Below are 22422 nucleotides of genomic sequence, written 5' to 3'. Positions count from 1 at the left end.
GCTGCGATTTGAGGAAAGGGAAATGATGCCTCGTGTGAAATTGTTTTGTTCTTTTATTCTGCTGTTCGCAAGCCAGAGCGCGCTGGCGGTAAGTTATCCACTACCGCCAGAAGGGAGTCGTCTGGTCGGCAACCCGCTGACGATAACCGTCCCGGACAATAATACTCAACCGCTGGAAGCATTTGCGGCGCAGTACGGACAGGGGCTGAGCAATATGCTCGAAGCGAATCCCGATGTGGACGTCTTTTTGCCGAAGTCCGGTTCGACGCTGGTGGTGCCGCAGCAGCTTATTTTGCCGGATACCGTGCGTGAAGGCATTGTGGTTAACGTGGCGGAAATGCGTCTTTACTACTATCCGAAAGGGGGCGATACCGTTGATGTCCTGCCGATTGGCATTGGCGAGGCGGGGCGAGAAACTCCACGTAACTGGGTGACTGCGGTAGAGCGTAAGCAGGAAGCGCCGAGCTGGACGCCGACGGCGAATACCCGACGTGAATATGCTAAACGAGGCGAAAGTCTGCCCGCGTTTGTCCCCGCCGGGCCGGATAACCCGATGGGGCTGTATGCAATTTATATCGGTAAGCTGTATGCCATTCATGGCACAAATGCGAACTTCGGTATTGGGCTGCGCGTGAGCCAGGGGTGCATCCGGTTGCGTAACGATGACATCAAATACCTGTTTGACAGTGTGCCGGTGGGCACTCGCGTGCAGATTATCGATCAACCGCTGAAAACCACCGTCGAAGCGGACGGCAGTCGCTGGATTGAAGTGCATGAGCCGTTATCGCGTAATCGCACTGAATTTGAATCCGACAAAAAAGTACCGCTGCCGATCACGCCGGTGATGCGTACTTTTATGAAGGGCGACGGCGTTGACATTCATCGCGTCAACGAGGCGCTGGAGCGCCGCTCCGGGATGCCGACAAATATCAGCGCGGGTCTGACGGGGTTCTGACGTTTCTCCGCGCAATCTCCAGAAAAGCCTTTACCGCGCCGTTATTGTCGTTCTTTCTGCTGAGCAGCATCAGATTGGCCGATAATTCCGGCGCGTCGAGAGGGCGATAGACCAGGCCGGGAATGGCGATGTGCATCAGCGGCTCAGGCACCAGCGCCAGCCCTTGCCCGGCGGCGGCCAGAGCCAGTACGCTGAGCGTGCTGGAGGTGCAATGGGCGACGTGCGGAACATGACCCATAATCTCTGTGAGCATCATATAAAGCGGCTCATCCGCACGGTGGGTGTCGTAGAAAATGAGGGGCTCTTCAGCCAGCATATCTACCGTCAAATGGGTTTCACAAGCCAGCGGATGATCGTCGGCGATGGCGACCATCCGGCCCCAGAGGCCTATTTTTTCAGCCGCTAATTCTGGCTGGCGTACGTTATGGTGATCGGGTGTGTAACCAATGTCGAGCTGGCCGCTCAGAATGGCATCCGCTTGTAGCAACGGCGCGATTTCACACACAACCAGTTCCGCATCGGGATAGGCCTGGCGAAAGGCGCGCAGATCTTCTGTCAATTTGCCGCTGAACACCGCGTTGCCAGCAAAGCCGACGCGCACAAGACCCGTTTCTCCGCGCATCGACCGTTGTACTGTCAGACGGGCATGTTCCGCCTGCTCAAGCGTGCGTTGCGCTTCAGTCTGCAACAATTTTCCCGCTTCGGTTAACTCAACTTTCCGGCTGGTACGAATAAACAGCGGGCCGCCTAACTCTTCTTCCAGCGCCTTGATCTGCATGCTCAGCGCGGGAGGAACAATATTGAGTTTTTCGGCGGCGCGGCCAAAGTGTCCTTCTTGTGCAACGGCAAGAAAATAGCGTAAGTGGCGCAGATCCATACGATGGCCTCATCATTCATCTAAACTGAATAATCTGTAAGATTTATCTATTGGATTTTAACGTTAATGGCGAGGAAACTGAATCCACTTAACTGGCTGGAGTAAAAATTATGCACAATCACCTGGCGGATCGTCAGCAAATTACCGATCTTCTCACTGGCTGGATGCATCGCGATCTGGGCGAGTGGGAGCAACTTCGCGGGCTGTTTCACCCGGATGGCACCATTGAGATAACCTGGTTTGAAGGGCTGGCGAGCGATTTTGTTGAAGGCTCAATGCGTATGGGGGCTTCTGACATCCGTACCAAACATTTGATTGGCACGCCGGTAGTGACCTTCAATAGCAGCGTCAACCGCGCCATTGTTGAAACCAATGCCATGATCATCGGCGAGAATGTGAAGCTGAATCTGGGGATGGTGACCCATAATCGCTTTTACGATATGGCAGAAAAACGCGATGGCGTGTGGAAGCTCTTCAGACGCCAGAGCATTTATGACATGGGGAGTTTTACCTTCCCGCTGGGCGTGGTCGATATTGATCAAAGCATGGTAGCAAAATACCCGCGAGAATACGCCGCGCTGGCATACCTGCTGGAAAAAAGCGGATTTCCGGTCACGCGTGTATTTGCAACGCGCGGCAGTGCGCTCGAACAGCAGATGAAAACCGAAGGGCAGCGCTGGCTGTCTGAGCCCGTTGTTTAATCTTCATCAGCGTCTGCGATCATCATGATTCTCAAAAGGATAAGAGAAATGCTCACCACTATACCAGGACGAAAATGTATTGCCGTTCTGTTTGCGATGCTAATGTTTCCCGGTGCGGCTTCGGCTGCGCAAACCCTAATCTACAGCGACCATGAACCGCTGGGTGGAATGCGCACTCGTTTTATCAATGACGTATTTTTCCCCGCAATCGAAAAAGAGTCGCGTGGTCGCCTGAAGGTAGAGGCGCACTGGGGAGGTGAGCTAAGTGATGGTTATACGGCTCTGGCTATGGCGGGAAAGGGGGGCAAAGCGGATATGGCCGTTGTTGTACCTGAATATGCGGCTAAGGCATTACCATTGCAGCAAATCTTTAAAAGCTTTCCCGTCGGCCCTGCTGGGGAAAAGCAGGTTGCTTTCTTTCGCCGCGTTTATGCGGATATCCCGGATTTTTCGGCAGAACTCAAGAAAGAAAATGTGGTGAATGTTTTCATTGCGACCGGCTATCCGCTGGCTTTTTTTAGCACTACCGCGCTGAGTAATCCTGAAGGACTTAAAGGGGGAACGTGGCGCTCCGCCAGTTTCTGGCACCATGGGTTTCTGAAAAATGTCGGAGCTAAAGCCGTGACCATGCCCTGGGGAGATGAAACCTACAAGGCCTTACAAAGCGGAAGTCTCGACGGATTAATGTTGAATGTGGATAGCGGCTATGCGTTAAATGCTCAGCGATTCGCGCCTGATGTGCTGGTTTCGCGGGATCTCTGGCTTGGGCATGTTTACCTGCTGGTGATGAATAAAAACACCTGGGATAACCTTTCCCGCGACGATCGGGCGGCGATTCAACGGGCCGCTGACGTCGCTTATCAATCCCTGGGTTCCGTAATGGATAAAAGTTTCACCACACAAGTCGCCGATCTGGAAAAAAGCGGTGCGACGGTCAGAATCCTGCACTCTGAAGACGTTGCGCAATGGAAAGCCGCCACCCGATACCAGGAGATTCAGTCTGAGTGGGTGAAGGAGCAGGAAAAGAACGGGCTTACCGAGGCGGGAAGGGTGATGAACCAGGTCAGTAGCATTCTGGACGAGATGGTGTCTCCGACCCCTTAAGCGAGAAGGCAAAACGTAACGCTCGGGAACGTATTACTACAGTTGCCTGATAAAAGGGCCTAATAACCATTTTCGGCCCTGGCGTGCATCATTTTTTATAATTCTTTGGCGCTGATAGCAGCATTTTTCGCATACGTACCATGACGGTATTCAAGTCCACCGCGCGTTTAATCATACTGTGTATTCTGTCTGAATCATTGATGCCCTTTTTGACATGCCGGGCAATATATTGCAGAACGTACTTATCCTCATCACTGTGGGTGCGTAATGACAGGTTCTCTACGGTCTGCAATATCTGACCCGCCAGCGACTGACGCTGGCGGGAGTGGGCTCTTATATCCTTAAACGACGGCTGAATCATAAAACATTCTGTAGCGCTGACGTTGTTGAATCCACCGGAGGACGAAAAAAAAGTATAATGACTGTTAAGGACGGCCGCGAATTGGGACTAATTTAGCGGCCGTCATAATCTCCCTATTTAATTGGTGGTTGCAGCATGTTGCTTCGCTTTCTCAATGGCGTGCGCGTCAAATATGTAATGCTCATAACCGGCGGTAACATTCTTCACTCTGTATATTTTCCACTTGCCGCCCTCTCTTTTTAGGTAGACTCCAATTTGATACGTCTGATTGTTTTGTCGACCCAACCAAACATCGACGTATTCACCACCAAAACAGTTTTTAGCTTTTCCAACTTTCAATAAGGGGATCCAATCTGCTGAATAATCTTGCGCATATGTATAGTAATCGGTGTCGATAATCTCCTGCTCATAAATATGAGAGATAGTATTTAGTTGGGCTAGCGTATCCTTCGAAATATATTCATCCATCTTTTCAGGCGCAGGCTTTATTTTCCCTTCACTATTTGCAAACACGTTTAGATAGTAAGTGTAGAAATCTGAAACGCGCCGTTCTGCGTTATCGCGTCCTGAGCTGCACGCGGTAATTGCAAATATCATGAGAACAACATAAAGGGCTTTCATCAATCCTTCCTGTACATTTGATGCGCTGGCTTTGACGAACGGTATCCAGGACCGCCCCAAAAATCCCGCTGTTTAAAGTCTGAATACCAATCCTGGCCGTCGTAAATAGCCATGTGACCGGCGGCGTGTCCTCCCGCGTAAGGCTGAATCACTACCACGTCGCCAGCTCTGGGGGATTGCGTTGAAGATATTTTTCTAAACCCCGCAGACTCCAGCATTGGGCCGTAATCTTTGGCGTTTTGCGTGTTTGTTACGATCACGCCCCCTGCCTTTATGGCCTTGCGCACATACGATGCACAGTTATTCGTTGGCCCCGGTTCGGCGTGATGTTTTGCCCAGTTTCCGGCGCTTCTTGTGTCCCATCCCATGATTATCATCCATTTCAGTTAGAGAAATTGCTAATAGATACCCAATTAGTTAGGAGGGTTAATCATTTAGTGCCACAGAAAGCGTAACGTGATAAGCGAGGCAAGTGCGCTTGACGCTGAGAGCAGGCGGAATCAATAGCGAAGGGATTGCCTAAACGAATTCCGAAAAAAAAGAATGCGGGTATCGGAATATGAGCGGGAAACAGGTCACTAGCATTCTGGATGAGATGATGTCTCCGGCCCCTTAAGCGAGAAGGCAAAACGTAACGCTCGGGAACGTATTACTACAGTTGCCTGATAAAAGGGCCGAATAACCATTTTCGGCCCTGGCGTGCATCATTTTTTATAATTCTTTGGTGCTGATAACAGCATTTTTCGCATACGTTCCATGACGGTATTTAAGTCCACCGCGCGTTTAATCATACTGCGTATTCTGTCTGAATCATTGATGCCCTTTTTGACATACCGGGCAATATATTGCAGAACGTACTTATCCTCATCACTGTGGGTGCGTAATGACAGGTTCTCTACGGTCTGCAATATCTGACTCGCCAGCGACTGACGCTGCCTGGTTAACGTGTTGACGTAGCTGGCCTGTAAGCCATCGCGCCGGGCGTTAAAGATATTGTATTTTTCAATAGCATGATGTTTTTTGACGATATTCGTCCGGTTGGCTAACAGATACTGAGCCAGTATTTTGCTATAGCCTGTGAGCATTGCGGCATGAAATATTGTCAGCGGCATATCGCATATTCTGATTTCAATTGTGCCCAGAGCAGGCTGTGGCCTGACGTACCAGTAAATATCTTTGATACTTTTAATGATCCCGACATCGACCATCTCGTTATAAAATACGACGAACTCGTCCCAGTTATAGATGTTTTCAATCAGTTCACTGTTCAGAAAGGCGTTCTGCCCGGTAAAGCGGGAACTTGAAAAAGAGGTATCCACGCCATCCAGCCACGGCGAAGAGGCGCTGAGTGCAACTAAATGGGGCAGGTAGGGAATAAGCGCATGACACAGATAAATGGCGTCATCGCCATCCTGAACGCCAATATGAATATGCTGCCCAAATACGCAGGCCATTTTGGTGATGTAGCCATAGCGTACGGCCAGATTTTGATGACGTTGTAAATCGCTAATCACCTGTTCTCGCCAGTCGCCATCTAAATGGCGGCCGCCGCCGGTAACATCGCAGCCGTGTTTTCTGGCGACTTCCCTGACGTTACAGGCTAATAAAGATAATTCTTCATGCAGTTTAAACACCGAAGAGTGTACTGAGCTGTTCAGTTCAATCATTGACTTGGTTAGCTCATGCTTTATTTGCTGAGTGTGCGCCATATCGGCCAGCACGATATCCGCTTTATCCACCAGCCTGGTATCGTTTCTGTCGATTAACTGGAGTTCCAGCTCGGTGCCCGTCGTAAACCGCAGTGAGCGGGTAAAAGGTAGAGATACCATAATGTCCTCTGCACTGAGTTGTTGTGGTTGGCCTGAAATTCTATTGTTAAAAGTGTAGGTCAGACGGTCATGCCTGCCAGAGGTGAATCGCGGAACCCTGATTACGGTCATAAAACCATTTTATTAGTATGGTTAATTTTTTGCGATATGACGAGAGAGAGTATGCTGTAGCGCGAGGACTGCTCAGGTATTGCCGCAGCAGTGTGGCCTGTTTTTGTGGAACACTTTAACAGGAGTCATCTTATGAGCTTAGCTATTACTAAAGTCGATTATCCGGTCAGTCAGGTTCGCCGGTATTTAGAACCGGGCCCGGTTGTGTTGGTGTCATCCAAATGGAACGGGAAGACCAATATCATGACGCTGGGCTGGCATACCGTTCTGGAATTTTCTCCCTCGCTGGTCGGGCTGATGATTTCGGGCGGCAACCACAGTTTTGAGATGATCCGTCATAGCCGGGAATGCGTGATCAACGTTCCGTTGACGGATTTGGCCGAGACGGTCGTGCGAATCGGCAACTCGTCCGGCGCTGACATCGATAAGTTTGCCGAATTTAATCTTACGGCACAGGAAGCCGATGAGGTTGATGCCCCGCTGATCCAGCAATGTTATGCGAATTTTGAGTGCTGTTTGTATGATGATGTGCTGGTGGAACGCTACAATTTTTTCATTTTCGAGGTCGTGAAGGCGCATGTGGCCACATCACCGGAACACCCTGAGACGATTCACTATACAGGGAAGGGGGAGTTTATGGTGTCGGGCAAGACAATGAATCTGAGCGCGCTGTTCAGGCCGGAAATGCTTATCTGAGCGTTTGCGGTGGCGCTCGTCACGGATAAATGGCAGAAAGCCCGCTAAAAAGCGGGCTTTCTGCCAGGGATCGCCTTCGTCAGTATTTTATCGGGAAGTCCGTGAAATCAGGAACAGAAATACCGGAACCCCGAGCATCGCCGTCAGGATGCCGACGGGTAATTCACGGGGCGCAAACAGCGTTCGGGCAAGCGTATCAGCCAGAACGGTAAAAGTCGCGCCGCACAGCATGGATGCCGGCAGCAGCGAACGATGGCGATGACCAATGAATATACGGGCGATATGAGGTACGGTCAGCCCAATAAAACCTATTGCTCCGCAACATGCCACAATGACCGCAGTCAATAAGGTCAACAAACAATACAGGGCGAGCCTGATTGCGCCAACGTCCACACCAAGCGACGCTGCCGTCACATTGCCAAACGTGAGCACATCCAGCTCTATTGCCCGCCACCAGCAGAGCAGAAATATCGGCAACAGCACCAGTGCGCAAAGCAGTACCTGAAGCCAGGATGCCTGTGCAAAGCTTCCCAGCAGCCAGAACATCACCCCTCGCGTGGTGTCTGCATCCGTTTTCCAGAGCGTGGTTAATGATGTGGCGGCGGAGAGAAGCTGTGTCACGGCGACGCCGGTCAGGATAAAACGGCTGGACTGGCCGGATAGCGATTTCCGCGCCATGAAAAGCACCAGTGCGAAAGCCAGCATCGCGCCGCAGAACGCTCCGGCAGGTACAGCGGCCCAGCCCGCACTGAGACCAAGCGCAATGACCAGTACCGCACCAAACCCTGCGCCGGATGAGATCCCCAACACCCAGGGGTCGGCAAGAGGATTGCGTGTCAACGACTGGAGCACCGTTCCAGCCAGCGCTAATGCGGCACCCGCCAGCGCAGCAAGCAGGGTGCGCGGCATACGCAGAGACCATACGATCCGTTGATGAAGCGTTCCCGCTGTATCGCTATGCCAGTAGCCTGCCAGTATGGCATTTGCCACGTCCTTCATGGAAAAGGTCACCGGGCCATACATAATGGCAATGCAAAACGCCAGCATCAGGGCCGGAAACAGCATGGAAAGGCGAAAAACAGGAGAACGCAGCATGATTATTTCCAGCCAGCGATCACATAATCATCCAGGAATTGCCAGAGAGTACCCGTTTCGCTAAAACCCGCCTGGCGCAGAGCAGCGAGCTGGAATTCGACCGTGGTGGGCAGTGGTGTCGGGCGGTCTTTAAAGATAGCGGTGCGCGCGTCCATCAAATCAGCCAGCTCATGATGACGGGTGGCCGATGCAAACCAGCTATCCCAGTCCTGCACTCCCGCTGTCCAGGCTTTTTTCTGCGTATCTTCGTCATGAAGCTGGGCAATCCGTTTCTGGCATGGATTGCGATTATCAAATCGCTGATGATCGGCGTTCATGAATAAGCCATGTTCATCCAGCAGGTTAAAGATGTTGCGATAAAGCGCGACCTGCTGTTCCGGCAGCAGCCAGTGGATGGCCGTGCTGGAAACAACGGCCTGTGGTTTGTCGGTAATAGCGGCAAAGCAATCCGCTGTTGCAATATCGCCGCTGAAGAACTGAATACGGTCACTGTATTCAGACAAGGCTTCTTTGGCCAGCGTAAGCAGAAGCGGGTCGAGGTCAATAGCCGTTACTCTTATCGCCGGAAAGCGATTCAGAAGACGCATGCTGAATGAGCCTGGACCACAGGCCAGATCCACCACATGGAATTCTTCGCCATATAGCATTGCCAGAACATCCAGCGCGGCGTTATAGCGTTCTTCACGGTGAGCGATGTAGGCGCTTTGTTGTTCGTCCCAGTTTTTCAGTAATTCGCGGGCTGGAAAGGTCATGTTGTTCCTTAGCGTGTATTTGTGTGACTAGTCGGTGAAGGGCCAGAACTGAACGCGCAGATGCGTCCATGTCATAGCCAGGTAAAATGATGTAACGTTTTGCTTTAACCGCCTTCATGCCTGCGGTGAGGGGATTACGTTCAAGAAAATCGATTTTGCTCCGGGCGCTGTCGCCATCTCCCCCCCTTTGCAGATCGCCCAGGATCAGGTAGTCAGGGTCCCGTTCGGCAATGACCTCCCAGCTCATGGCGGGCCACAGTTCAGCACTGTTATCAAAGATGTTTTTACTGCCGATGGTTTTGGTTAACAGCTCAGAAGCGCCATAACCACCCGCCACATAAGGTGTTGCCGTACCGGAATACCACCACATGAGCGTTCTGCGTGGCAGTTTTATGCGGCTGTCAGCCGCGACCTGTTGCTTCAGTTCATTGATAAGCGCTTCTGCATGCGGCTCCACGCCATATATGCGCGCAATATTACGCAACTCGTCGTAGATGCTGTCGAAGGTTACAGGCGCAGGAGGCCCACTTTGCAGGCCATTGCACATCCCTTCAATGAGCCAGCTTCCAATTCCCCATTCAGCCATCCTTTCACGACCGGCGGTCTCCGGGCTGTTAAACCAGTAGTAGCTGCCGGAATAGATAAAATCTGGCCGGGAACTCAGCAAAGCCTCTCCCGACCAGGGCGAACTGTCGAGACGTGCTTTTAGCGGTTTATACCAGGGGGAGGGCGCGGTATCTTCATCTGGCCGATAACCGACAGCACTGATCACGGAATCTCCCAGACGTAATGCGAGCATGTTTTCCATTGCGGTCGGCATATAGACGATTGCCCGCTGTGGTACATGCTCAAACGTCCAGGAGCTTCCGCAATTCTGTAACGTAACGGGATGCGCAAAGCTGGCGAAGGTTGCCAGCAATGCGAGAGAGGCCAGGCGTTTCATCAGAAGCGCATGTTGACATAGGCTTCGTAAGTTCGACCTGGCGCAATCATTTCTTGCCCTGTATAAGTACGCTGCCAGGTGTAGAAGCGATCCGTCAGGTTACGCACGCGGGTGCCTACGGTAACGTCCTTAATCACTTCATAATCGGCGTTCAGGTCGACAGTCGTGTAATCGCCCATTTTGTTTTTGTTGGCATCATCGTTATAGCTACTGCCAACATAGTGGAGCTGCGCGCCCAGCCCCAGTTTGCTAATCGGCATATAACGGCCAGAAAGGTTAGCCGTCCACTCCGGGATATAGCGCGGCTGATTGCCGGAAAGGTCCTGCGTACCTTGTTTGAAATTGTCAAAGCGCGCATGGGTATAAGCCACATTTCCCGCCAGCGTGACGCTATCCAGCGGTTTAATCAATCCGCTGAACTCAATGCCGCGCGAAGTCTGCTTGCCAACCGCATTCCATACACCGGCCTGGACAGCCGATTGCTGATAAAGATTTTTTTTCTGGAGATCGTAAACGGCCAGCTTCATTTCGCCGTGGTCGAATGTCCCTTTTACACCGGCTTCATATTGCTGAACTTCTGTAAGTGGCAGGGACGTTTGTTCAGGGCTGATAAAGAAGATATCACTGCCGGGCTCTTTACCTGTGGAATAGTTGGCATACACCGTCCAGTTTTCGTTAATGGCCCAGCTCGGCCCAATACCAACGCTCATAAAGCTATAGCTATGATTGATGGTTTTATTGTCCTGCTGGTAATTCCAGTGCATATCCAGGTTGGTATAGCGCAACTGGCTTAACAGGGCGACAGCATCAGTGATATTCAGATTGTCTTCCAGCAGCAAGGCATACTGGTTCTGAGTGATGTGACGAACAGGTGAGCGCATCTTGCCACCCGCACCAGTGCGAAAGTCATTGGAGGCGGGGTTGGTCAGCAGAACATCTTCGCCGCCCGGGAAGCCGTTAGAATAGTACTGGAATTCGCGTTTTGAAAAATCGACACCCGCAGTCACGCGGTTGGCGAATGATGCAATCGGGTGATCCCAGGTGACCATAGTACGGTTGCCCGTCAGCTTGTCATCATGAGCAAGATCGCCATAAGAATCACGGGTAACATAGCCCGCTTTGTTTGACGGGTAATAGCGTTCAACGTTCTGCCATTCGCGGAAACCTTTGTAATAGTAGAACTGGTTATCAAAGGTTACATCAGGCGTCGCATACCAGGACTGGGTCGACTGGAATGAGGTTGCCTGGCTGCGGATATGCGCATCCTGAATGTTGTTGTAGTTTACATGGCGCAAGTCGCGATCAACGTTGCCGTTGATGACAGGCGTCCCGAAATAGGGATTGCGCATATCCGTTAAGCTGCGATCGATGTCAAAAGTGACCTGTGTGTTATCGGTCGGCGTCAGCAGGAGCTGTGCGCTGATGCGCTTCGGGCGACTGCGCTCTTTATCAACCTGAGTGCCGGTATTTGATGCGCTTACATCCACGCGGCCAGCAGCTATACCCTCAACGAGCGTACCGCCCGCGCCGATGTGGGCGCGATGGCTGTTATAGCTTGACCAGCTATAGTCAGCTTCTACTGGCTGTCGACCAAAGGTTGCTTTACGTGATATCAGGTTGACGCTGCCACCGGCAGAACTCAGACCATTTAAAACGGAGCCTGTGCCATACAGGATGTCCACGTTTTCATAATGAACCGGGTCGGCGATTTGAATGGTGCTACCGGGTACAGCCACGCCGTTTAGCAGCCAGGAAACGCCGGAGAAGCCGCGCAGTGAAACGCTGTTTGAGAGCGTAGGTGAGCTGGTGCCGGACATGCCCGGGGCGGTCTCAACAACCTCGGTGAGCGTGCGTTTGCCCTTAGCCGTAATGGTTCTGGCGCTGATGGTTTCAGTATGGCGTGGCGTTTGCTTATCGGTCAGACCGAGACGTGAGGCTGAACCGGATGAAAGACGTGCCGAGTCGGATTCGGCGGAATAGTCGGATACGTCACCGCCGGTGACGACGATGGTTTCATCTGCTGCATAGGCCAGAGGCGAAGTATTTACTGCTACTGCGAGAGCTATCAAAGAAGGCTTAAGTTTCATAGGTTGGCATTACATTATAATGGATATGTTATAACATAACATGTTTCATAAAGAAAAAAAGTAGACAAATGAGAACAAGTGGGAAGGGGGCAGGAGAGGTCTGTGGGGTTGTCCAAAAACGACAGGCGTCAAAAAAACCGGCAATCCTTATCAGGACAACCAGTTCAATTTAACTGCTGCTTTTAAAACGCCTCAAGACTCACTGAGATATCTCGAGACTAAAATCTGGCTCCTCTGACTGGACTCGAACCAGTGACATACGGATTAACAGTCCGCCGTTCTACCGACTGAACTACAGAGGAATCGTTGTGGAGGCTTATCTTAGCGGCGAAAAATCTTTTGTCAAACCTCATTTCCCTGGTGACGCTTCAATTGCTGCTTCTCTCAACAGTTTGTTGCAATTGCAGACATTTTACAGGGAAAAAACTTTGCAGCTTTTTGGATTCTCCCTCATTATTTGAAATGAGGTTTCAACTTTCTTCATTAAGGTCCACTTTGAACGTCTCCGCAGTCTTACGCCAGGCCGTCTCCCGTACGCCCTGGTATGCCAAACGTAAGAGTTATAAGGTTCTTTTCTGGCGTGAAATCACCCCGCTTGCCGTGCCTATCTTTCTGGAAAATACCTGCGTACTGCTAATGGGGGTGCTGAGCACCTTTCTGGTCAGTTGGTTGGGTAAAGAGGCGATGGCCGGGGTAGGGCTTGCCGATAGCTTCAACATGGTCATTATGGCGTTTTTTGCTGCTATTGATTTGGGGACGACCGTGGTTGTGGCGTTTAGCCTGGGAAAACGCGATCGTCGTCGCGCCAGGGCCGCCGCGAGACAGTCACTGGTGATCATGACGCTTTTTGCCATCGTGCTGGCGGCGGTTATTCACTATTTTGGCGAACAGATTATTGATGTCGTGGCCGGGGAGGCGTCTTCCGAGGTGAAGGCTCTGGCGCTGACATACCTGGAACTGACGGTGATCAGCTATCCCGCTGCGGCCATCGCCCTGATTGGCAGTGGTGCATTGCGTGGAGCCGGAAATACCAAAATTCCGCTGTTGATCAATGGCGGTATGAATATTCTTAACATCATGATCAGCAGCGTCCTGATTTATGGCGTTTTTTCCTGGCAGGGGCTGGGTTTTGTCGGGGCGGGACTCGGGTTGACCATCTCTCGCTATATCGGAGCCGTCGCCATTATCTGGGTGTTGATGATTGGTTTTAACCCGGCATTGCGCATTACGTTGAAGAGCTATTTTAAGCCGCTGAACTTTACCATTATCTGGGAAGTGATGGGGATTGGCATCCCTGCGAGCATCGAATCTGTTTTGTTCAACGGTGGGAAATTGTTAACGCAGATGTTCGTGGCGGGGATGGGGACCAGCGTTATTGCCGGTAACTTCATCGCTTTTTCAATTGCCGCGCTGATCAACCTGCCCGGAAACGCGCTGGGTTCTGCATCGACAATCATCACTGGCCGACGACTGGGGAATGGTCAGATTTCCCAGGCAGAGATTCAGCTTCGTCATGTGTTCTGGCTATCTACCATTGGACTGACCGCGATTGCATGGTTAAGCGCGCCGTTTGCGGGACTGATGGCCTCGTTTTATACCCACGATCAGGATGTAAAAGATGTTGTCGTGGTTCTGATTTGGCTGAACGCGGCGTTTATGCCGATTTGGTCTGCGTCCTGGGTGTTGCCCTCAGGGTTTAAAGGGGCGCGGGACGCACGTTTTGCAATGTGGGTTTCGATGCTGGGGATGTGGGGCTGCCGCGTGGTTGCGGGTTACACGCTGGGGATCGTGCTTGGCTGGGGCGTTGTCGGGGTCTGGCTGGGGATGTTCTTTGACTGGGCGGTGCGCGCCGCACTGTTTTACTGGCGTATGGTCAGCGGTCGTTGGCTATGGAAATACCCGCGTCCTGAGCGTGAAGAGCGTATAAAATCGCCCGTTCAGCCTGAATCTCCAACGAAATGAAGAATATTTCGGCAAACGAACGTGTTTGTGCATTCAGGCTTTGACAATGATCGTGGGCGTCGTTAATATGCGCCCCGTTCACACGATTCCTCTGTAGTTCAGTCGGTAGAACGGCGGACTGTTAATCCGTATGTCACTGGTTCGAGTCCAGTCAGAGGAGCCAAATTCAGAAAAGCCCGCTTTTTAGCGGGCTTTTTGCTTTCCGTCATCGGCATTCAGTTCTTTCAGTGCCCGGCACGCCGGACGCTGATCGACAAACGTTGATTACCACATCAAATCATCAGGTACTTTAAAATCAGCATACGGATCTTCTTCGTCCTGCTCTTCCTGACTAAGCGCACTATTTAAGACGATACTGTTAGCATCTCGCTGCGCAATTTTATCGGCTACGCTTGCGGGGATAATCGCGTATTCACATTCCCCACCGTTATCAACAACCAAACGCGCAATGGCGAGGCGACCATTAATCAACTGGGCTTGCGTCGCCTTATCCACATCTATTTTTTTAATTAAGTTATTATCTGTGAAGTTAAAACCAATATCGCCTTTTGAAATGCTGATTCTATTCATTTCAATAAGTTGCTTCACCTGCGCTTTATATTCTTTGGATAACGCCGCTTGTTTTTGTTGCTCGCTTAGCTGTTTATCACGCTCAAGTTGCGCTTTTTTATTTTCTTCCACAGCCTCTCTTGCTTCACGCGCCTGAACTCGTGATTTTTTAGCCGTTCTCTGGACTTTGGCCATTTTTTTACTGGTTACTAATCCTGCTTTTAGCATCTGCTCTTGTAAGGTGAGTTTTGTCATCTTCGCTTCTGAAACCGTTGAATAATGTATGTGATTATACCCGTAATTTTTGCGTCTGTACCTGGCGCACGCGAGCCGGAATTCTGTTTATGAATGGCGCAGGATTCCGGCACGGGATTCAGATGAATTACTTGAGCAGTTTCACCGTGGCCTCTATGTCTATCTCATCTTCCGAGAAGATTAACGTCGTTCCCTGGAAGGTGGTGATTGCCAGTTTTCTCAGCGAGCGCATTTCACCGGGCTTTGCGGCTGATTTGGGTCTGATACTACTCATCAGCACGCCCACAGACAGCACCGCGTTTTCTTTATCAATTCGGGTATCGGCTGGCACTTCTTCGCTGTAAACCAGATAAGACTTGATTGACGTGAGCTTCAGGCGCTCGCCCGCGATATAGATGTATTTGCTTTCCGGGATGACTTTCACAGCATAAGCGGATAAGCCTTTGTTATTGGTGGTGGGTTCAAAAGTCACCGCCGCGTCTTTCTTAATCAGCTCAGGGTTGGCAACCTTAATCACATGAAAATAGCGATTATCACCATTTTCATCTTTGATAAATCCAAAACCTTTATCTTTAAACCACGTTGTGATTGTTCCGTTCATCGCCTTACCGCCTGGTTAATCGTTTATCTACTCAGTTTTTACAGCGCGCAGTGTAAAGCACAATGCCCACGCAGACCATGTCTTTGGCTTAAGTTTGGGTGATAAATGTCCATCAGACCAGGGGGCCGTTGGGGGAGGGGAAGTCGCGATTGCATTTGGCCGATGGTCAGGGATGGAGAGAACGTCTACTTCACAACCCAGTTCACTGTTCAATACATTCCATTAATGCAATTGAGTGCCATTCTCATCTATCATGATCTGCGACTCACACGATCTATGGCTACTGCAACAAGGGAGGTCGTCAGTGCTACTGGCTATCAGGTACGTCTTTGCGTCATGCCCACTTCGTATTACCGCACTTATCGTCGTTGTGTTGCTTCAGGGGCTGATACCGGCCCTCAACATCTTTATGACCGGCCAAATAATCAACACGCTGCATGCAGTGCAAACCACCGACGGTGATCTGATGCTGAGCGTTGCGGTCTGGTGTGTTTCACTCCTTGGCATGCAGCTTATGCAGCCCCTGGTCAATCTTGTTCAGGGGGATGTCACGGAGATTTCGACCAATCACTTCAGCGCTAAGATTATGTGCCGTATGAACGACTCTTTTTCCCTGAGCCTGTTTGATAATAAGGAGCGTTACGAGCAACTGGAATATTTGAAAAAAGAAGCGGCGTATCGACCGCTTAATTTCATCATCTGTATCATTTACGTTATCCGGGCAATCGTCATGGCTGGCAGTCTGCTGTTGGTTCTGATCAACTATTCAGGAGCAGGGGCGGCCATTTGCGCGCTTTCCGCCATACCGATGATTGCCATCAATATGCGTATCCAGCAGAGATACGTGCGGGATTTATTCTTCACGTCTAAAGATGCAATTGCGATGCGCTACGTATATGGCGTCAGTATGGACAAGAGTTTTTTGCAGGAGATCCGGCTTTACGGTCTTGGTAAATATCTGCTGACTAAATTCAATGCGTCCGCTCGCAATACCTATAATCGCATGCACAAACAGCGCATCCGCGCGCTAATCACGCCTGTGCCGGCCATGATGCTGAGCCTGACTATGCTGTTCGTCGGGGTAACTCTTTTTTTAAACAACTTACGCACCAGTGATATTGCCGTGAGCGCGCTGGTGATGGTGTTTCAGTCCATTGTGATGATGAAATCGCACCTCGACGAGATAGCCAATTATGGTTCGAATCTCGTCAGCATGAGCAGTTTTTTCACCCGCTACCATGCGTTTATGACGGATAAGATTGAACCGGTGAAAAACGGGCACCTTACCTTACCCGCCGAAACACCTTTTGCCCTCAGCATTCACAAACTCCGGTTTCAGTATGAGGGGCGTAATCATCCAGCCCTGAATGGGGTTAACCTTGAAATTGCCCCCGGTGAAAAGGTTGCTATTCTCGGTGAGAACGGCAGCGGAAAAACAACTCTGATTAAAATGATCCTGCGCATGTACGCCTTCAGTGAGGGAGCGGTGTCTGTGTCAGGCGTGCCGCTCGACAGGTTGGATATTGAAAGTTACCGGAATCAGATAGCCACCGTGTTTCAGGATTACGGAAAGTACGAGTTCACGGTGGGCGAAAACATTGCCCTGAATAATTATGATGCAGAAACCCCGTCGTCAGCGGTTGATGAATTACTGAAAAAGGTAGGATTTCCGTATGACCAGCACACCCGGCTGGGCAAGCAGTTCGGCGGCGATGAACTCTCCATAGGGCAGTGGCAGCGGCTCGCGATTGCACGGGCGCTATACCGAAAGGCCAATCTGTTTATTTTTGATGAGTTCTCTTCATCACTCGATCCTGAAACTGAGCACCGGCTGTTTAATGATATTCTTGCCCTGAACACAACCGTGATCGCAGTGACGCACAGGCTCGGTAATATAAAAGAGTTCGACAGGATTATCGTGATGTCTGCTGGAGAGGTCATCGAAAATGGGGACTTCACTGCGTTGATAAGCCGTCGGGGAAAATTTTACGACATGTGGCATGCGCAGTTTAAATCGGTGATGACTCAGGCAGTTTAATACTACGGGAATGGTACGCAGGTATTTGCACGTTATTCCAGATGTAACCCATCCAAATATATCGTCATTGTTCCCCAGTGTACGCCGGACAAGAGGTTCGGCATAACCATGTCCGATTTGAGCGAAAACCAGATATCAGTAATTTTCGCTCACGACAAAAAGGCCCCGGTGACAACTAATCCTCGCGTTTTTCCGCCCATTTCAGCATTGCATCAAGGGCCGGGCACAGTTCTTGCCCCCACTCGGTCAGGCGATATTCCACTTTCGGCGGCACCTGAGGGTACACCGTGCGTGATACGATGCCGTCGGCTTCCAGTTGTCGCAGTTGCTGAGCCAGCATCTTCTGTGAAATACCCGGGATCAGTTTTTCAAAATCGGAATAGCGCTGTACTTTTCCATCGAACAGATGAAAAAGAATAATTAATTTCCAGCGACCTTCCAGCAGTCGCAGCACATGCTCCACGCCGCTTGCGGCAGATTCTGGAGTGTATAACTTACTCATAATTCAGTTGCTCACTTTTTCGTGCGTACTTGTCAATTTCACAGTCTATGTTGAAAATTCCTGTACTGTAAACAACAGGAGTAAAGCGCCATGTCATTAGCCCTACCGCACGCTATTTCTGACTATTTTGCGATCAGCAACGGAGCAGATATTGCCAACGTTAAGTACTGTTTTACTGCCGATGCTGTCGTGACAGACGAAGGTAAAACGCATAAGGGACACGCAGCGATCGAGGCATGGCAACGTGCCGCACAGGCCGCGTTTGACTACAGCGTTGAGCCGGTTCAGTTCCTCACCGAAGGTCACCGGGTGACAGTCACCTCAAACGTCGTCGGTAATTTTCCCGGCAGCCCGATAGCGCTTAAGCATGCTTTCGGCCTGGTCGGCGGCAAGATCAACACACTGGAGATTATCTGATGTCGTTAGATCTTGATTTTCAGGACAAACGCATACTGGTTACTGCCGGCACCAAAGGCGTCGGCAAAGCGGTCGTTGGATTATTAAAGCAACTGGGTGCCAGGGTGTTAACCACCGCGCGTCATACGCCCACAGAATGTATCGCCGACGCCTTCGTGGCGGCGGACCTGACCACGGTCAACGGGTGTGCTTCAGTAGCTGAAGCCGTTCAGAAGCATCTGGGCGGTGTCGACGCCATCATCCATGTTGCGGGCGGTTCTACCTCACCTGGAGGTGGTTTTGCAGCACTGGGCGAAACGGAGTGGCAGCAGGAACTCAACCTTAATCTGCTGCCAGCGGTACGCTTAGATCGTGCGCTGCTGCCAGGGATGCTGGCGCAGGGCAGCGGGGTTATCATTCACGTCACCTCTATCCAGCGTGAACTGCCGTTACCGGAATCGACCACCGGTTATGCGGCGGCAAAAGCTGCGCTGTCGGCGTACAGCAAGAGCCTGTCGAAAGAGGTATCCCCGAAGGGGGTTCGTGTGGTTCGTGTTGCGCCCGGCTGGATCGAAACCGAAGCTTCGGTAGCGATGGCAGAGCGACTGGCGAAGCAGGCGGGAACGGATTACGAAGGCGGTAAGCAAATTATCATGAATGCACTCGGGGGTATTCCTCTTGGTCGTCCATCAAAGCCCATTGAGGTGGCGAATCTCATTGCTTTCCTCGCGTCATCTCATGCTGCCACCATCACCGGCACCGAATATGTGATAGATGGTGGTACCATCCCGACGGTGTAATCATGTATCTTAATCGGCTCGAATTATGAGCCGATTAAGATCGCCAGAGGCAGAAAATGGTTAATCGTAGCGTCCGTTTTGACGCAAAACAGTCTGACGTAAGTGAACAGTCTGCTATGAGCGATGAGCGGACGTTGAGGCACCTAAAAATCGTCTCAACTTTCAACTTTTCTGACCCGTAATGTCCTGAGGAGCAAATCGTACAAACTATCCACTGCAGGAGAACCCTGGGAAGTACGGCTTCTGAACAATGAGACTTCCATGGGTTCAAGAGGCCCCAAAAGATGTTCACTGCCAAGAATTTGCAGATGAGGCGGCACGCTGCACTGGGTCAGCACCGCAACAGCCAGTCCACTTTCCACTGCGGTAATCTGCCCTGACAGGCTGGAGCTGTTATACACCACCTTATATCTCCGCCCCTGCAGTGCTAATGCGTTGATAGCACTACGTTTAGCAAGGCTTGTACTTTCATAAACCGCAATGGGTAATGGATCGCGCCGCCAGACCTCAAACTGTGGAGAACCCACCCACACCATCGGTTCATAAAACAGTAACGCGCCCTGGTTGGGATGTTCCCGGGAAACCAGTGCCAAATCGAGATCGCCGACCTCAACGCGGGGAATTAAAGACGTTGATTGCTCACAGCTCAGTTCGATCTCGACTGACCCAAAGTTAGGGGCAAATCTCTTCAGCGCAGGGGTAAGGTATTTTGCTGCATAGTCATCAGGGACCCCCAGACGAATACGCCCTGTTAACTCCTTACCGTGAAATGCGGCCTGCGTTTCAGCATGAAGGTCGAGTATCCTTCGGGCATATCCCAGCAGTTTTTGACCTTCAGACGTGAGTTGATGTTGACGAGGACCGCGAAGTAATAGCTGACACCCTAATGCAGATTCCAGCTTTTTAAGTTGCATGCTGACCGCAGATTGTGAGCGATGGACTTCAGGTGCCGCAGCCGAAAGCGATCCCGCATCCACTACCGCGACAAAACATTTAAGCCAGTCCATCTGGAGGTCTTGATAATGCACCTTTGAGCCTTGCATTCGGTAATCAAATATTAACATCAATTATTATGCGTTTTTATCGATTCCACAACACTGTCATAGTGGCCCCCTGTTTGCTTTCACTGTTATGAAGTTCATGAGGTCCCGGATGACGCATCACCAGCCCGATTTGTCTCAACTTAATCATTCGCTGATATGGGATGGTTTTCGGCAGCTTATCCCGGTTTCACTGTTTGTCGCTATTTTTGGTGCAGCCTTTGGCCTGGCCGCATCGCAGAAAGGAGTGGACCCGACGTCGGCGACAATGATGAGTTTGCTGGTTTTTGCCGGTTATGCTCAATTCGCCACCTTAGAGCTTTGGACCGATCAGGTTCCTGTATTAACCCTTATCGCCACCGTTTTTGCCATTAATGCCAGGCATCTGTTAATGGGGGCCACTTTATACCCGTGGTTGCGCGCGTTAACACCCGCTAAACGCTACGGGATCATGATGGTCGTTTCCGATGCTAACTGGGCCATGTCCATACAGGCATTCAGCAGGGGAAGCGCGGGGCTGGGATTACTCTTTGGTGGCGGTCTTGCGTTATGGCTTTTTTGGGGAGCAGGAACCCTGGCAGGACTGTATTTCGGGAGCGTTATCCAGGATCCCAAAAGCGCTGGTCTTGATATGGTCATGGGGTGTTTTCTCCTTTCTATGGTGTTCGAAGGGGAAAGAAACCTGAGGATGTGGATTATCTGGGCCGCAGCGGCCAGTGCCTCGCTGATAGCGTATAAATGGTTACCAGAAAATAGTCATGTGATCGCTGGAGCCCTCGCCGGAGGTATTACTGGAATTATCATGAGAGAGAAAAAATGAGTATTGAGACGGTAGGCACAGGACCTCTTATTATTATTTTTGTTATGGCGTTGGTCACCCTCGTTACCCGATGGGGTGGTGTCTGGATTATGTCTTTTGTGCCTTTTAATAACCGAATAAAAGCCTTTATTCAGGGGATGTCAGGCTCCGTTCTCGTGGCGATTTTAGCCCCCGTTGCCCTCACAGGCGACAAAGGCGCTCAGATGGCATTATTGACCACGGCCGTCGTGATGCTGGTTTTTAAAAGACCTTTAATTTCTATCACCCTTGGGATTGTCGTTTCAGCCCTGGTCAGATATTTTTAAACCGTTCTGAGCTAATCCTCCGATACATTTAAGCAAGTGCTATGAGTCTAACGCCACGAACGATCGTTTTAATTCCCGGGTATATGCTGAATGAAATGCTCTGGCGTGAATTTGAAACATACCTGCCAGCAAACTGTATTGTTCATCATGCTTCCGTAACCGGAGGACTAACCCTCCATGATATCGCGCAGCATATGAGTACCTGTCTGCCAGACAAATTTACGTTGATAGGTTTTTCACTGGGAGGGTACATTGCCCGGCAGTTTGCTGCAGATTTTTCGGATCGTGTGGAGTCCCTGGTACTGATTGCCAGTTCGTTACGGGAAGATACGCCATTAGAGGCGGAATCAAAGTGGCAAAGCGTGCAGTCATTGTCACCCGCAACGTTTAAGGGGCTGAGCAGCCATGCTATTGCCCGGTCACTGCCCCCCCTAAACGCATCAGATCGGGATATGATTTCAACTATCCAGCAAATGGGACGTTGTCTCGGATTTGAAGCCTTCATTACGCAATCGACCTTAACCCGACAAGGTATTCCTTCAGCAACGATAGGTTGTCCCACACTGGTTATTGCCAGTGAAGATGACGCCATCCGTTCCATGCAGGAAGCAGAGGAGCTGGTCGATGCCATACCTGATGCATCGTTGAGAACCATCAAGGATTGCGGTCATATGATTCCGTTCGAACAGCCTGAGGCGTTGGCGTTAACCATTACTGAATGGATCTCAGTCAGGTAAATACTGCAGTGGGTAAGGTCCGCTATTGGCACATAGCAGCCTTCAGCTCCATTATAGGGTGCCAGGAGGCGGAGGTTCAAATCTTCTCGTGCCGACCAAAATTCCCCTTAAGAACCAGCCTGTTATGCTGGTTTTTTATGCGAGGTATTGTTGCGGTAAAACCGGGGGTATTATCCCGACGCGAATCGATGTCAGATCACCGGGCAATTATCATTACTCCTACGGTTGATGAAGTATGTCACGATGCCCAATAGTTCGACACCATCCAGCGCCAACCCTTCTAGC

General features: G+C 50.8%; 24 protein-coding genes and 2 tRNA genes. 13 read left to right on the top strand and 13 right to left on the bottom strand.

Annotated elements, in window-relative coordinates; translation table 11 throughout:
• Window positions 1-25: 25 nt before the first annotated feature.
• Window positions 26-955: a L,D-transpeptidase gene (gene ldtA / locus OGX75_RS07035; RefSeq protein ID WP_058669460.1), complete on the top strand. Its 930-nt coding sequence runs from the start codon at window positions 26-28 to the stop codon at window positions 953-955.
• Here the strand turns inward: ldtA and OGX75_RS07030 are convergent.
• Complete coding sequence (locus tag OGX75_RS07030) at window positions 930-1832, bottom strand: LysR substrate-binding domain-containing protein (protein WP_071258852.1); 903 nt, start codon at window positions 1830-1832, stop codon at window positions 930-932. The genes ldtA and OGX75_RS07030 overlap by 26 nt on opposite strands.
• 110 nt (window positions 1833-1942) lie before the next feature.
• On the opposite strand from OGX75_RS07030, the gene OGX75_RS07025 reads away from it, so the two are divergent.
• Both OGX75_RS07025 and dctP read left to right on the top strand, forming a co-directional pair.
• Complete coding sequence (locus OGX75_RS07025) at window positions 1943-2533, top strand: nuclear transport factor 2 family protein (protein WP_286451235.1); 591 nt, start codon at window positions 1943-1945, stop codon at window positions 2531-2533.
• A 48-nt stretch (window positions 2534-2581) separates the two neighbouring features.
• On the top strand, window positions 2582-3637 hold the full coding sequence (gene dctP / locus OGX75_RS07020) for a TRAP transporter substrate-binding protein DctP (protein ID WP_286451236.1): 1056 nt from the start codon (window positions 2582-2584) through the stop codon (window positions 3635-3637).
• A 478-nt stretch (window positions 3638-4115) separates the two neighbouring features.
• Here dctP and OGX75_RS07015 read toward each other — a convergent pair whose 3' ends face one another.
• The 3 genes from OGX75_RS07015 to OGX75_RS07005 form a co-directional block, all read right to left on the bottom strand.
• On the bottom strand, window positions 4116-4619 hold the full coding sequence (locus tag OGX75_RS07015) for a YqhG/Tai3 family protein (protein WP_012131801.1): 504 nt from the start codon (window positions 4617-4619) through the stop codon (window positions 4116-4118).
• A complete protein-coding gene (locus OGX75_RS07010; RefSeq protein ID WP_200096892.1) occupies window positions 4619-4987 on the bottom strand; it encodes an NlpC/P60 family protein in 369 nt (122 codons plus the stop codon). Before OGX75_RS07010 ends, OGX75_RS07015 begins: the two co-directional genes overlap by 1 nt.
• A gap of 336 nt (window positions 4988-5323) precedes the next feature.
• On the bottom strand, window positions 5324-6448 hold the full coding sequence (locus tag OGX75_RS07005; protein ID WP_047462784.1) for a YbdK family carboxylate-amine ligase: 1125 nt from the start codon (window positions 6446-6448) through the stop codon (window positions 5324-5326).
• 243 nt (window positions 6449-6691) lie between these two features.
• Between OGX75_RS07005 and OGX75_RS07000 the strand changes: the two genes are divergently transcribed.
• Window positions 6692-7255, top strand: coding sequence for a flavin reductase family protein (locus tag OGX75_RS07000; protein ID WP_104868499.1), 564 nt, complete (start codon window positions 6692-6694; stop codon window positions 7253-7255).
• 87 nt (window positions 7256-7342) lie between these two features.
• Here the strand turns inward: OGX75_RS07000 and OGX75_RS06995 are convergent, their stop codons facing one another.
• From OGX75_RS06995 to OGX75_RS06975, 5 genes are all read right to left on the bottom strand, one after another.
• The gene (locus OGX75_RS06995) at window positions 7343-8320 is read right to left on the bottom strand and encodes a FecCD family ABC transporter permease (protein ID WP_172958466.1); all 978 of its coding nucleotides are present in this window, start codon (window positions 8318-8320) and stop codon (window positions 7343-7345) included.
• Between the two features lie 32 nt (window positions 8321-8352).
• On the bottom strand, window positions 8353-9102 hold the full coding sequence (locus OGX75_RS06990) for a class I SAM-dependent methyltransferase (RefSeq protein ID WP_047462788.1): 750 nt from the start codon (window positions 9100-9102) through the stop codon (window positions 8353-8355).
• Window positions 9032-10045, bottom strand: a complete 1014-nt coding sequence (locus OGX75_RS06985) for an ABC transporter substrate-binding protein (RefSeq protein ID WP_286451237.1) — start codon at window positions 10043-10045, stop codon at window positions 9032-9034. The genes OGX75_RS06990 and OGX75_RS06985 overlap by 71 nt, the downstream gene beginning before the upstream one ends.
• Window positions 10045-12132: a TonB-dependent siderophore receptor gene (locus OGX75_RS06980; protein WP_286451238.1), complete on the bottom strand. Its 2088-nt coding sequence runs from the start codon at window positions 12130-12132 to the stop codon at window positions 10045-10047. The genes OGX75_RS06985 and OGX75_RS06980 overlap by 1 nt, the downstream gene beginning before the upstream one ends.
• A gap of 226 nt (window positions 12133-12358) precedes the next feature.
• Window positions 12359-12434, bottom strand: a tRNA-Asn gene (locus tag OGX75_RS06975).
• Between the two features lie 6 nt (window positions 12435-12440).
• On the opposite strand from OGX75_RS06975, the gene OGX75_RS21215 reads away from it, so the two are divergent.
• The 3 genes from OGX75_RS21215 to OGX75_RS06965 all read left to right on the top strand — a co-directional run bounded on the left by OGX75_RS21215 (window position 12441) and on the right by OGX75_RS06965 (window position 14257).
• Window positions 12441-12593 (top strand): DUF5951 family protein, encoded by a 153-nt coding sequence (locus OGX75_RS21215; protein WP_353622028.1) that lies wholly within the window; start codon window positions 12441-12443, stop codon window positions 12591-12593.
• Between the two features lies 1 nt (window position 12594).
• Complete coding sequence (locus OGX75_RS06970) at window positions 12595-14094, top strand: EmmdR/YeeO family multidrug/toxin efflux MATE transporter (RefSeq protein WP_233593963.1); 1500 nt, start codon at window positions 12595-12597, stop codon at window positions 14092-14094.
• An 87-nt stretch (window positions 14095-14181) separates the two neighbouring features.
• Window positions 14182-14257: transfer RNA gene (locus OGX75_RS06965), tRNA-Asn, on the top strand.
• Window positions 14258-14358: 101 nt separating this feature from the next.
• On the opposite strand, the gene OGX75_RS06960 is transcribed toward OGX75_RS06965, so the two are convergent.
• Both OGX75_RS06960 and OGX75_RS06955 read right to left on the bottom strand, forming a co-directional pair.
• Window positions 14359-14898, bottom strand: a complete 540-nt coding sequence (locus OGX75_RS06960; RefSeq protein WP_012131810.1) for a DUF2058 domain-containing protein — start codon at window positions 14896-14898, stop codon at window positions 14359-14361.
• Between the two features lie 127 nt (window positions 14899-15025).
• Window positions 15026-15499 carry a cold-shock protein gene (locus OGX75_RS06955; RefSeq protein ID WP_012131811.1) on the bottom strand — a complete coding sequence of 158 codons (474 nt, stop codon included), beginning with the start codon at window positions 15497-15499 and terminating at the stop codon, window positions 15026-15028.
• Window positions 15500-15803: 304 nt separating this feature from the next.
• On the opposite strand from OGX75_RS06955, the gene OGX75_RS06950 reads away from it, so the two are divergent.
• Window positions 15804-17537, top strand: coding sequence for an ABC transporter ATP-binding protein (locus tag OGX75_RS06950; RefSeq protein ID WP_166792737.1), 1734 nt, complete (start codon window positions 15804-15806; stop codon window positions 17535-17537).
• Between the two features lie 175 nt (window positions 17538-17712).
• Here the strand turns inward: OGX75_RS06950 and OGX75_RS06945 are convergent, their stop codons facing one another.
• Window positions 17713-18039 carry a winged helix-turn-helix transcriptional regulator gene (locus OGX75_RS06945; RefSeq protein ID WP_012131813.1) on the bottom strand — a complete coding sequence of 109 codons (327 nt, stop codon included), beginning with the start codon at window positions 18037-18039 and terminating at the stop codon, window positions 17713-17715.
• Window positions 18040-18129: 90 nt separating this feature from the next.
• Here OGX75_RS06945 and OGX75_RS06940 point away from each other — a divergent pair, with 90 nt between their 5' ends.
• Window positions 18130-18456 (top strand): nuclear transport factor 2 family protein, encoded by a 327-nt coding sequence (locus OGX75_RS06940; protein ID WP_286451239.1) that lies wholly within the window; start codon window positions 18130-18132, stop codon window positions 18454-18456.
• The gene (locus tag OGX75_RS06935) at window positions 18456-19235 is read left to right on the top strand and encodes an SDR family oxidoreductase (RefSeq protein ID WP_286451240.1); all 780 of its coding nucleotides are present in this window, start codon (window positions 18456-18458) and stop codon (window positions 19233-19235) included. Before OGX75_RS06940 ends, OGX75_RS06935 begins: the two co-directional genes overlap by 1 nt.
• A 155-nt stretch (window positions 19236-19390) precedes the next feature.
• On the opposite strand, the gene OGX75_RS06930 is transcribed toward OGX75_RS06935, so the two are convergent.
• A complete protein-coding gene (locus tag OGX75_RS06930) occupies window positions 19391-20242 on the bottom strand; it encodes a LysR family transcriptional regulator (protein ID WP_225622019.1) in 852 nt (283 codons plus the stop codon).
• Window positions 20243-20387: 145 nt separating this feature from the next.
• On the opposite strand from OGX75_RS06930, the gene OGX75_RS06925 reads away from it, so the two are divergent.
• The 3 genes from OGX75_RS06925 to OGX75_RS06915 are packed head-to-tail and all read left to right on the top strand — an operon-like array spanning window position 20388 to window position 22137.
• Window positions 20388-21095 (top strand): AzlC family ABC transporter permease, encoded by a 708-nt coding sequence (locus OGX75_RS06925; protein ID WP_047462808.1) that lies wholly within the window; start codon window positions 20388-20390, stop codon window positions 21093-21095.
• The gene (locus OGX75_RS06920) at window positions 21092-21400 is read left to right on the top strand and encodes an AzlD family protein (RefSeq protein WP_286451241.1); all 309 of its coding nucleotides are present in this window, start codon (window positions 21092-21094) and stop codon (window positions 21398-21400) included. The genes OGX75_RS06925 and OGX75_RS06920 overlap by 4 nt, the downstream gene beginning before the upstream one ends.
• A 41-nt stretch (window positions 21401-21441) precedes the next feature.
• Window positions 21442-22137 carry an alpha/beta fold hydrolase gene (locus OGX75_RS06915; protein WP_112001967.1) on the top strand — a complete coding sequence of 232 codons (696 nt, stop codon included), beginning with the start codon at window positions 21442-21444 and terminating at the stop codon, window positions 22135-22137.
• Window positions 22138-22422 lie beyond the last annotated feature (285 nt).

The organism is Citrobacter sp. CK199, from assembly GCF_030333285.1.
Classification (GTDB): Bacteria; Pseudomonadota; Gammaproteobacteria; order Enterobacterales; family Enterobacteriaceae; genus Citrobacter_B; species Citrobacter_B koseri.
Note: the sequence above shows the minus strand (reverse complement) of the source record. Positions and strands in the feature narration are given on the sequence as shown.

What these genes read in the sequence shown, in the direction of transcription:
- ldtA (WP_058669460.1), top strand. Translation starts at nt 26, where the DNA reads ATGCCTCGTGTGAAATTGTTTTGTTCTTTTATTCTGCTGTTCGCAAGC.
- OGX75_RS07030 (WP_071258852.1), bottom strand. Translation starts at nt 1,832, where the DNA reads ATGGATCTGCGCCACTTACGCTATTTTCTTGCCGTTGCACAAGAAGGA.
- OGX75_RS07025 (WP_286451235.1), top strand. Translation starts at nt 1,943, where the DNA reads ATGCACAATCACCTGGCGGATCGTCAGCAAATTACCGATCTTCTCACT.
- dctP (WP_286451236.1), top strand. Translation starts at nt 2,582, where the DNA reads ATGCTCACCACTATACCAGGACGAAAATGTATTGCCGTTCTGTTTGCG.
- OGX75_RS07015 (WP_012131801.1), bottom strand. Translation starts at nt 4,619, where the DNA reads ATGAAAGCCCTTTATGTTGTTCTCATGATATTTGCAATTACCGCGTGC.
- OGX75_RS07010 (WP_200096892.1), bottom strand. Translation starts at nt 4,987, where the DNA reads ATGGGATGGGACACAAGAAGCGCCGGAAACTGGGCAAAACATCACGCC.
- OGX75_RS07005 (WP_047462784.1), bottom strand. Translation starts at nt 6,448, where the DNA reads ATGGTATCTCTACCTTTTACCCGCTCACTGCGGTTTACGACGGGCACC.
- OGX75_RS07000 (WP_104868499.1), top strand. Translation starts at nt 6,692, where the DNA reads ATGAGCTTAGCTATTACTAAAGTCGATTATCCGGTCAGTCAGGTTCGC.
- OGX75_RS06995 (WP_172958466.1), bottom strand. Translation starts at nt 8,320, where the DNA reads ATGCTGTTTCCGGCCCTGATGCTGGCGTTTTGCATTGCCATTATGTAT.
- OGX75_RS06990 (WP_047462788.1), bottom strand. Translation starts at nt 9,102, where the DNA reads ATGACCTTTCCAGCCCGCGAATTACTGAAAAACTGGGACGAACAACAA.
- OGX75_RS06985 (WP_286451237.1), bottom strand. Translation starts at nt 10,045, where the DNA reads ATGAAACGCCTGGCCTCTCTCGCATTGCTGGCAACCTTCGCCAGCTTT.
- OGX75_RS06980 (WP_286451238.1), bottom strand. Translation starts at nt 12,132, where the DNA reads ATGAAACTTAAGCCTTCTTTGATAGCTCTCGCAGTAGCAGTAAATACT.
- OGX75_RS06970 (WP_233593963.1), top strand. Translation starts at nt 12,595, where the DNA reads ATGAGGTTTCAACTTTCTTCATTAAGGTCCACTTTGAACGTCTCCGCA.
- OGX75_RS06960 (WP_012131810.1), bottom strand. Translation starts at nt 14,898, where the DNA reads ATGACAAAACTCACCTTACAAGAGCAGATGCTAAAAGCAGGATTAGTA.
- OGX75_RS06955 (WP_012131811.1), bottom strand. Translation starts at nt 15,499, where the DNA reads ATGAACGGAACAATCACAACGTGGTTTAAAGATAAAGGTTTTGGATTT.
- OGX75_RS06945 (WP_012131813.1), bottom strand. Translation starts at nt 18,039, where the DNA reads ATGAGTAAGTTATACACTCCAGAATCTGCCGCAAGCGGCGTGGAGCAT.
- OGX75_RS06940 (WP_286451239.1), top strand. Translation starts at nt 18,130, where the DNA reads ATGTCATTAGCCCTACCGCACGCTATTTCTGACTATTTTGCGATCAGC.
- OGX75_RS06935 (WP_286451240.1), top strand. Translation starts at nt 18,456, where the DNA reads ATGTCGTTAGATCTTGATTTTCAGGACAAACGCATACTGGTTACTGCC.
- OGX75_RS06930 (WP_225622019.1), bottom strand. Translation starts at nt 20,242, where the DNA reads ATGGACTGGCTTAAATGTTTTGTCGCGGTAGTGGATGCGGGATCGCTT.
- OGX75_RS06925 (WP_047462808.1), top strand. Translation starts at nt 20,388, where the DNA reads ATGACGCATCACCAGCCCGATTTGTCTCAACTTAATCATTCGCTGATA.
- OGX75_RS06920 (WP_286451241.1), top strand. Translation starts at nt 21,092, where the DNA reads ATGAGTATTGAGACGGTAGGCACAGGACCTCTTATTATTATTTTTGTT.
- OGX75_RS06915 (WP_112001967.1), top strand. Translation starts at nt 21,442, where the DNA reads ATGAGTCTAACGCCACGAACGATCGTTTTAATTCCCGGGTATATGCTG.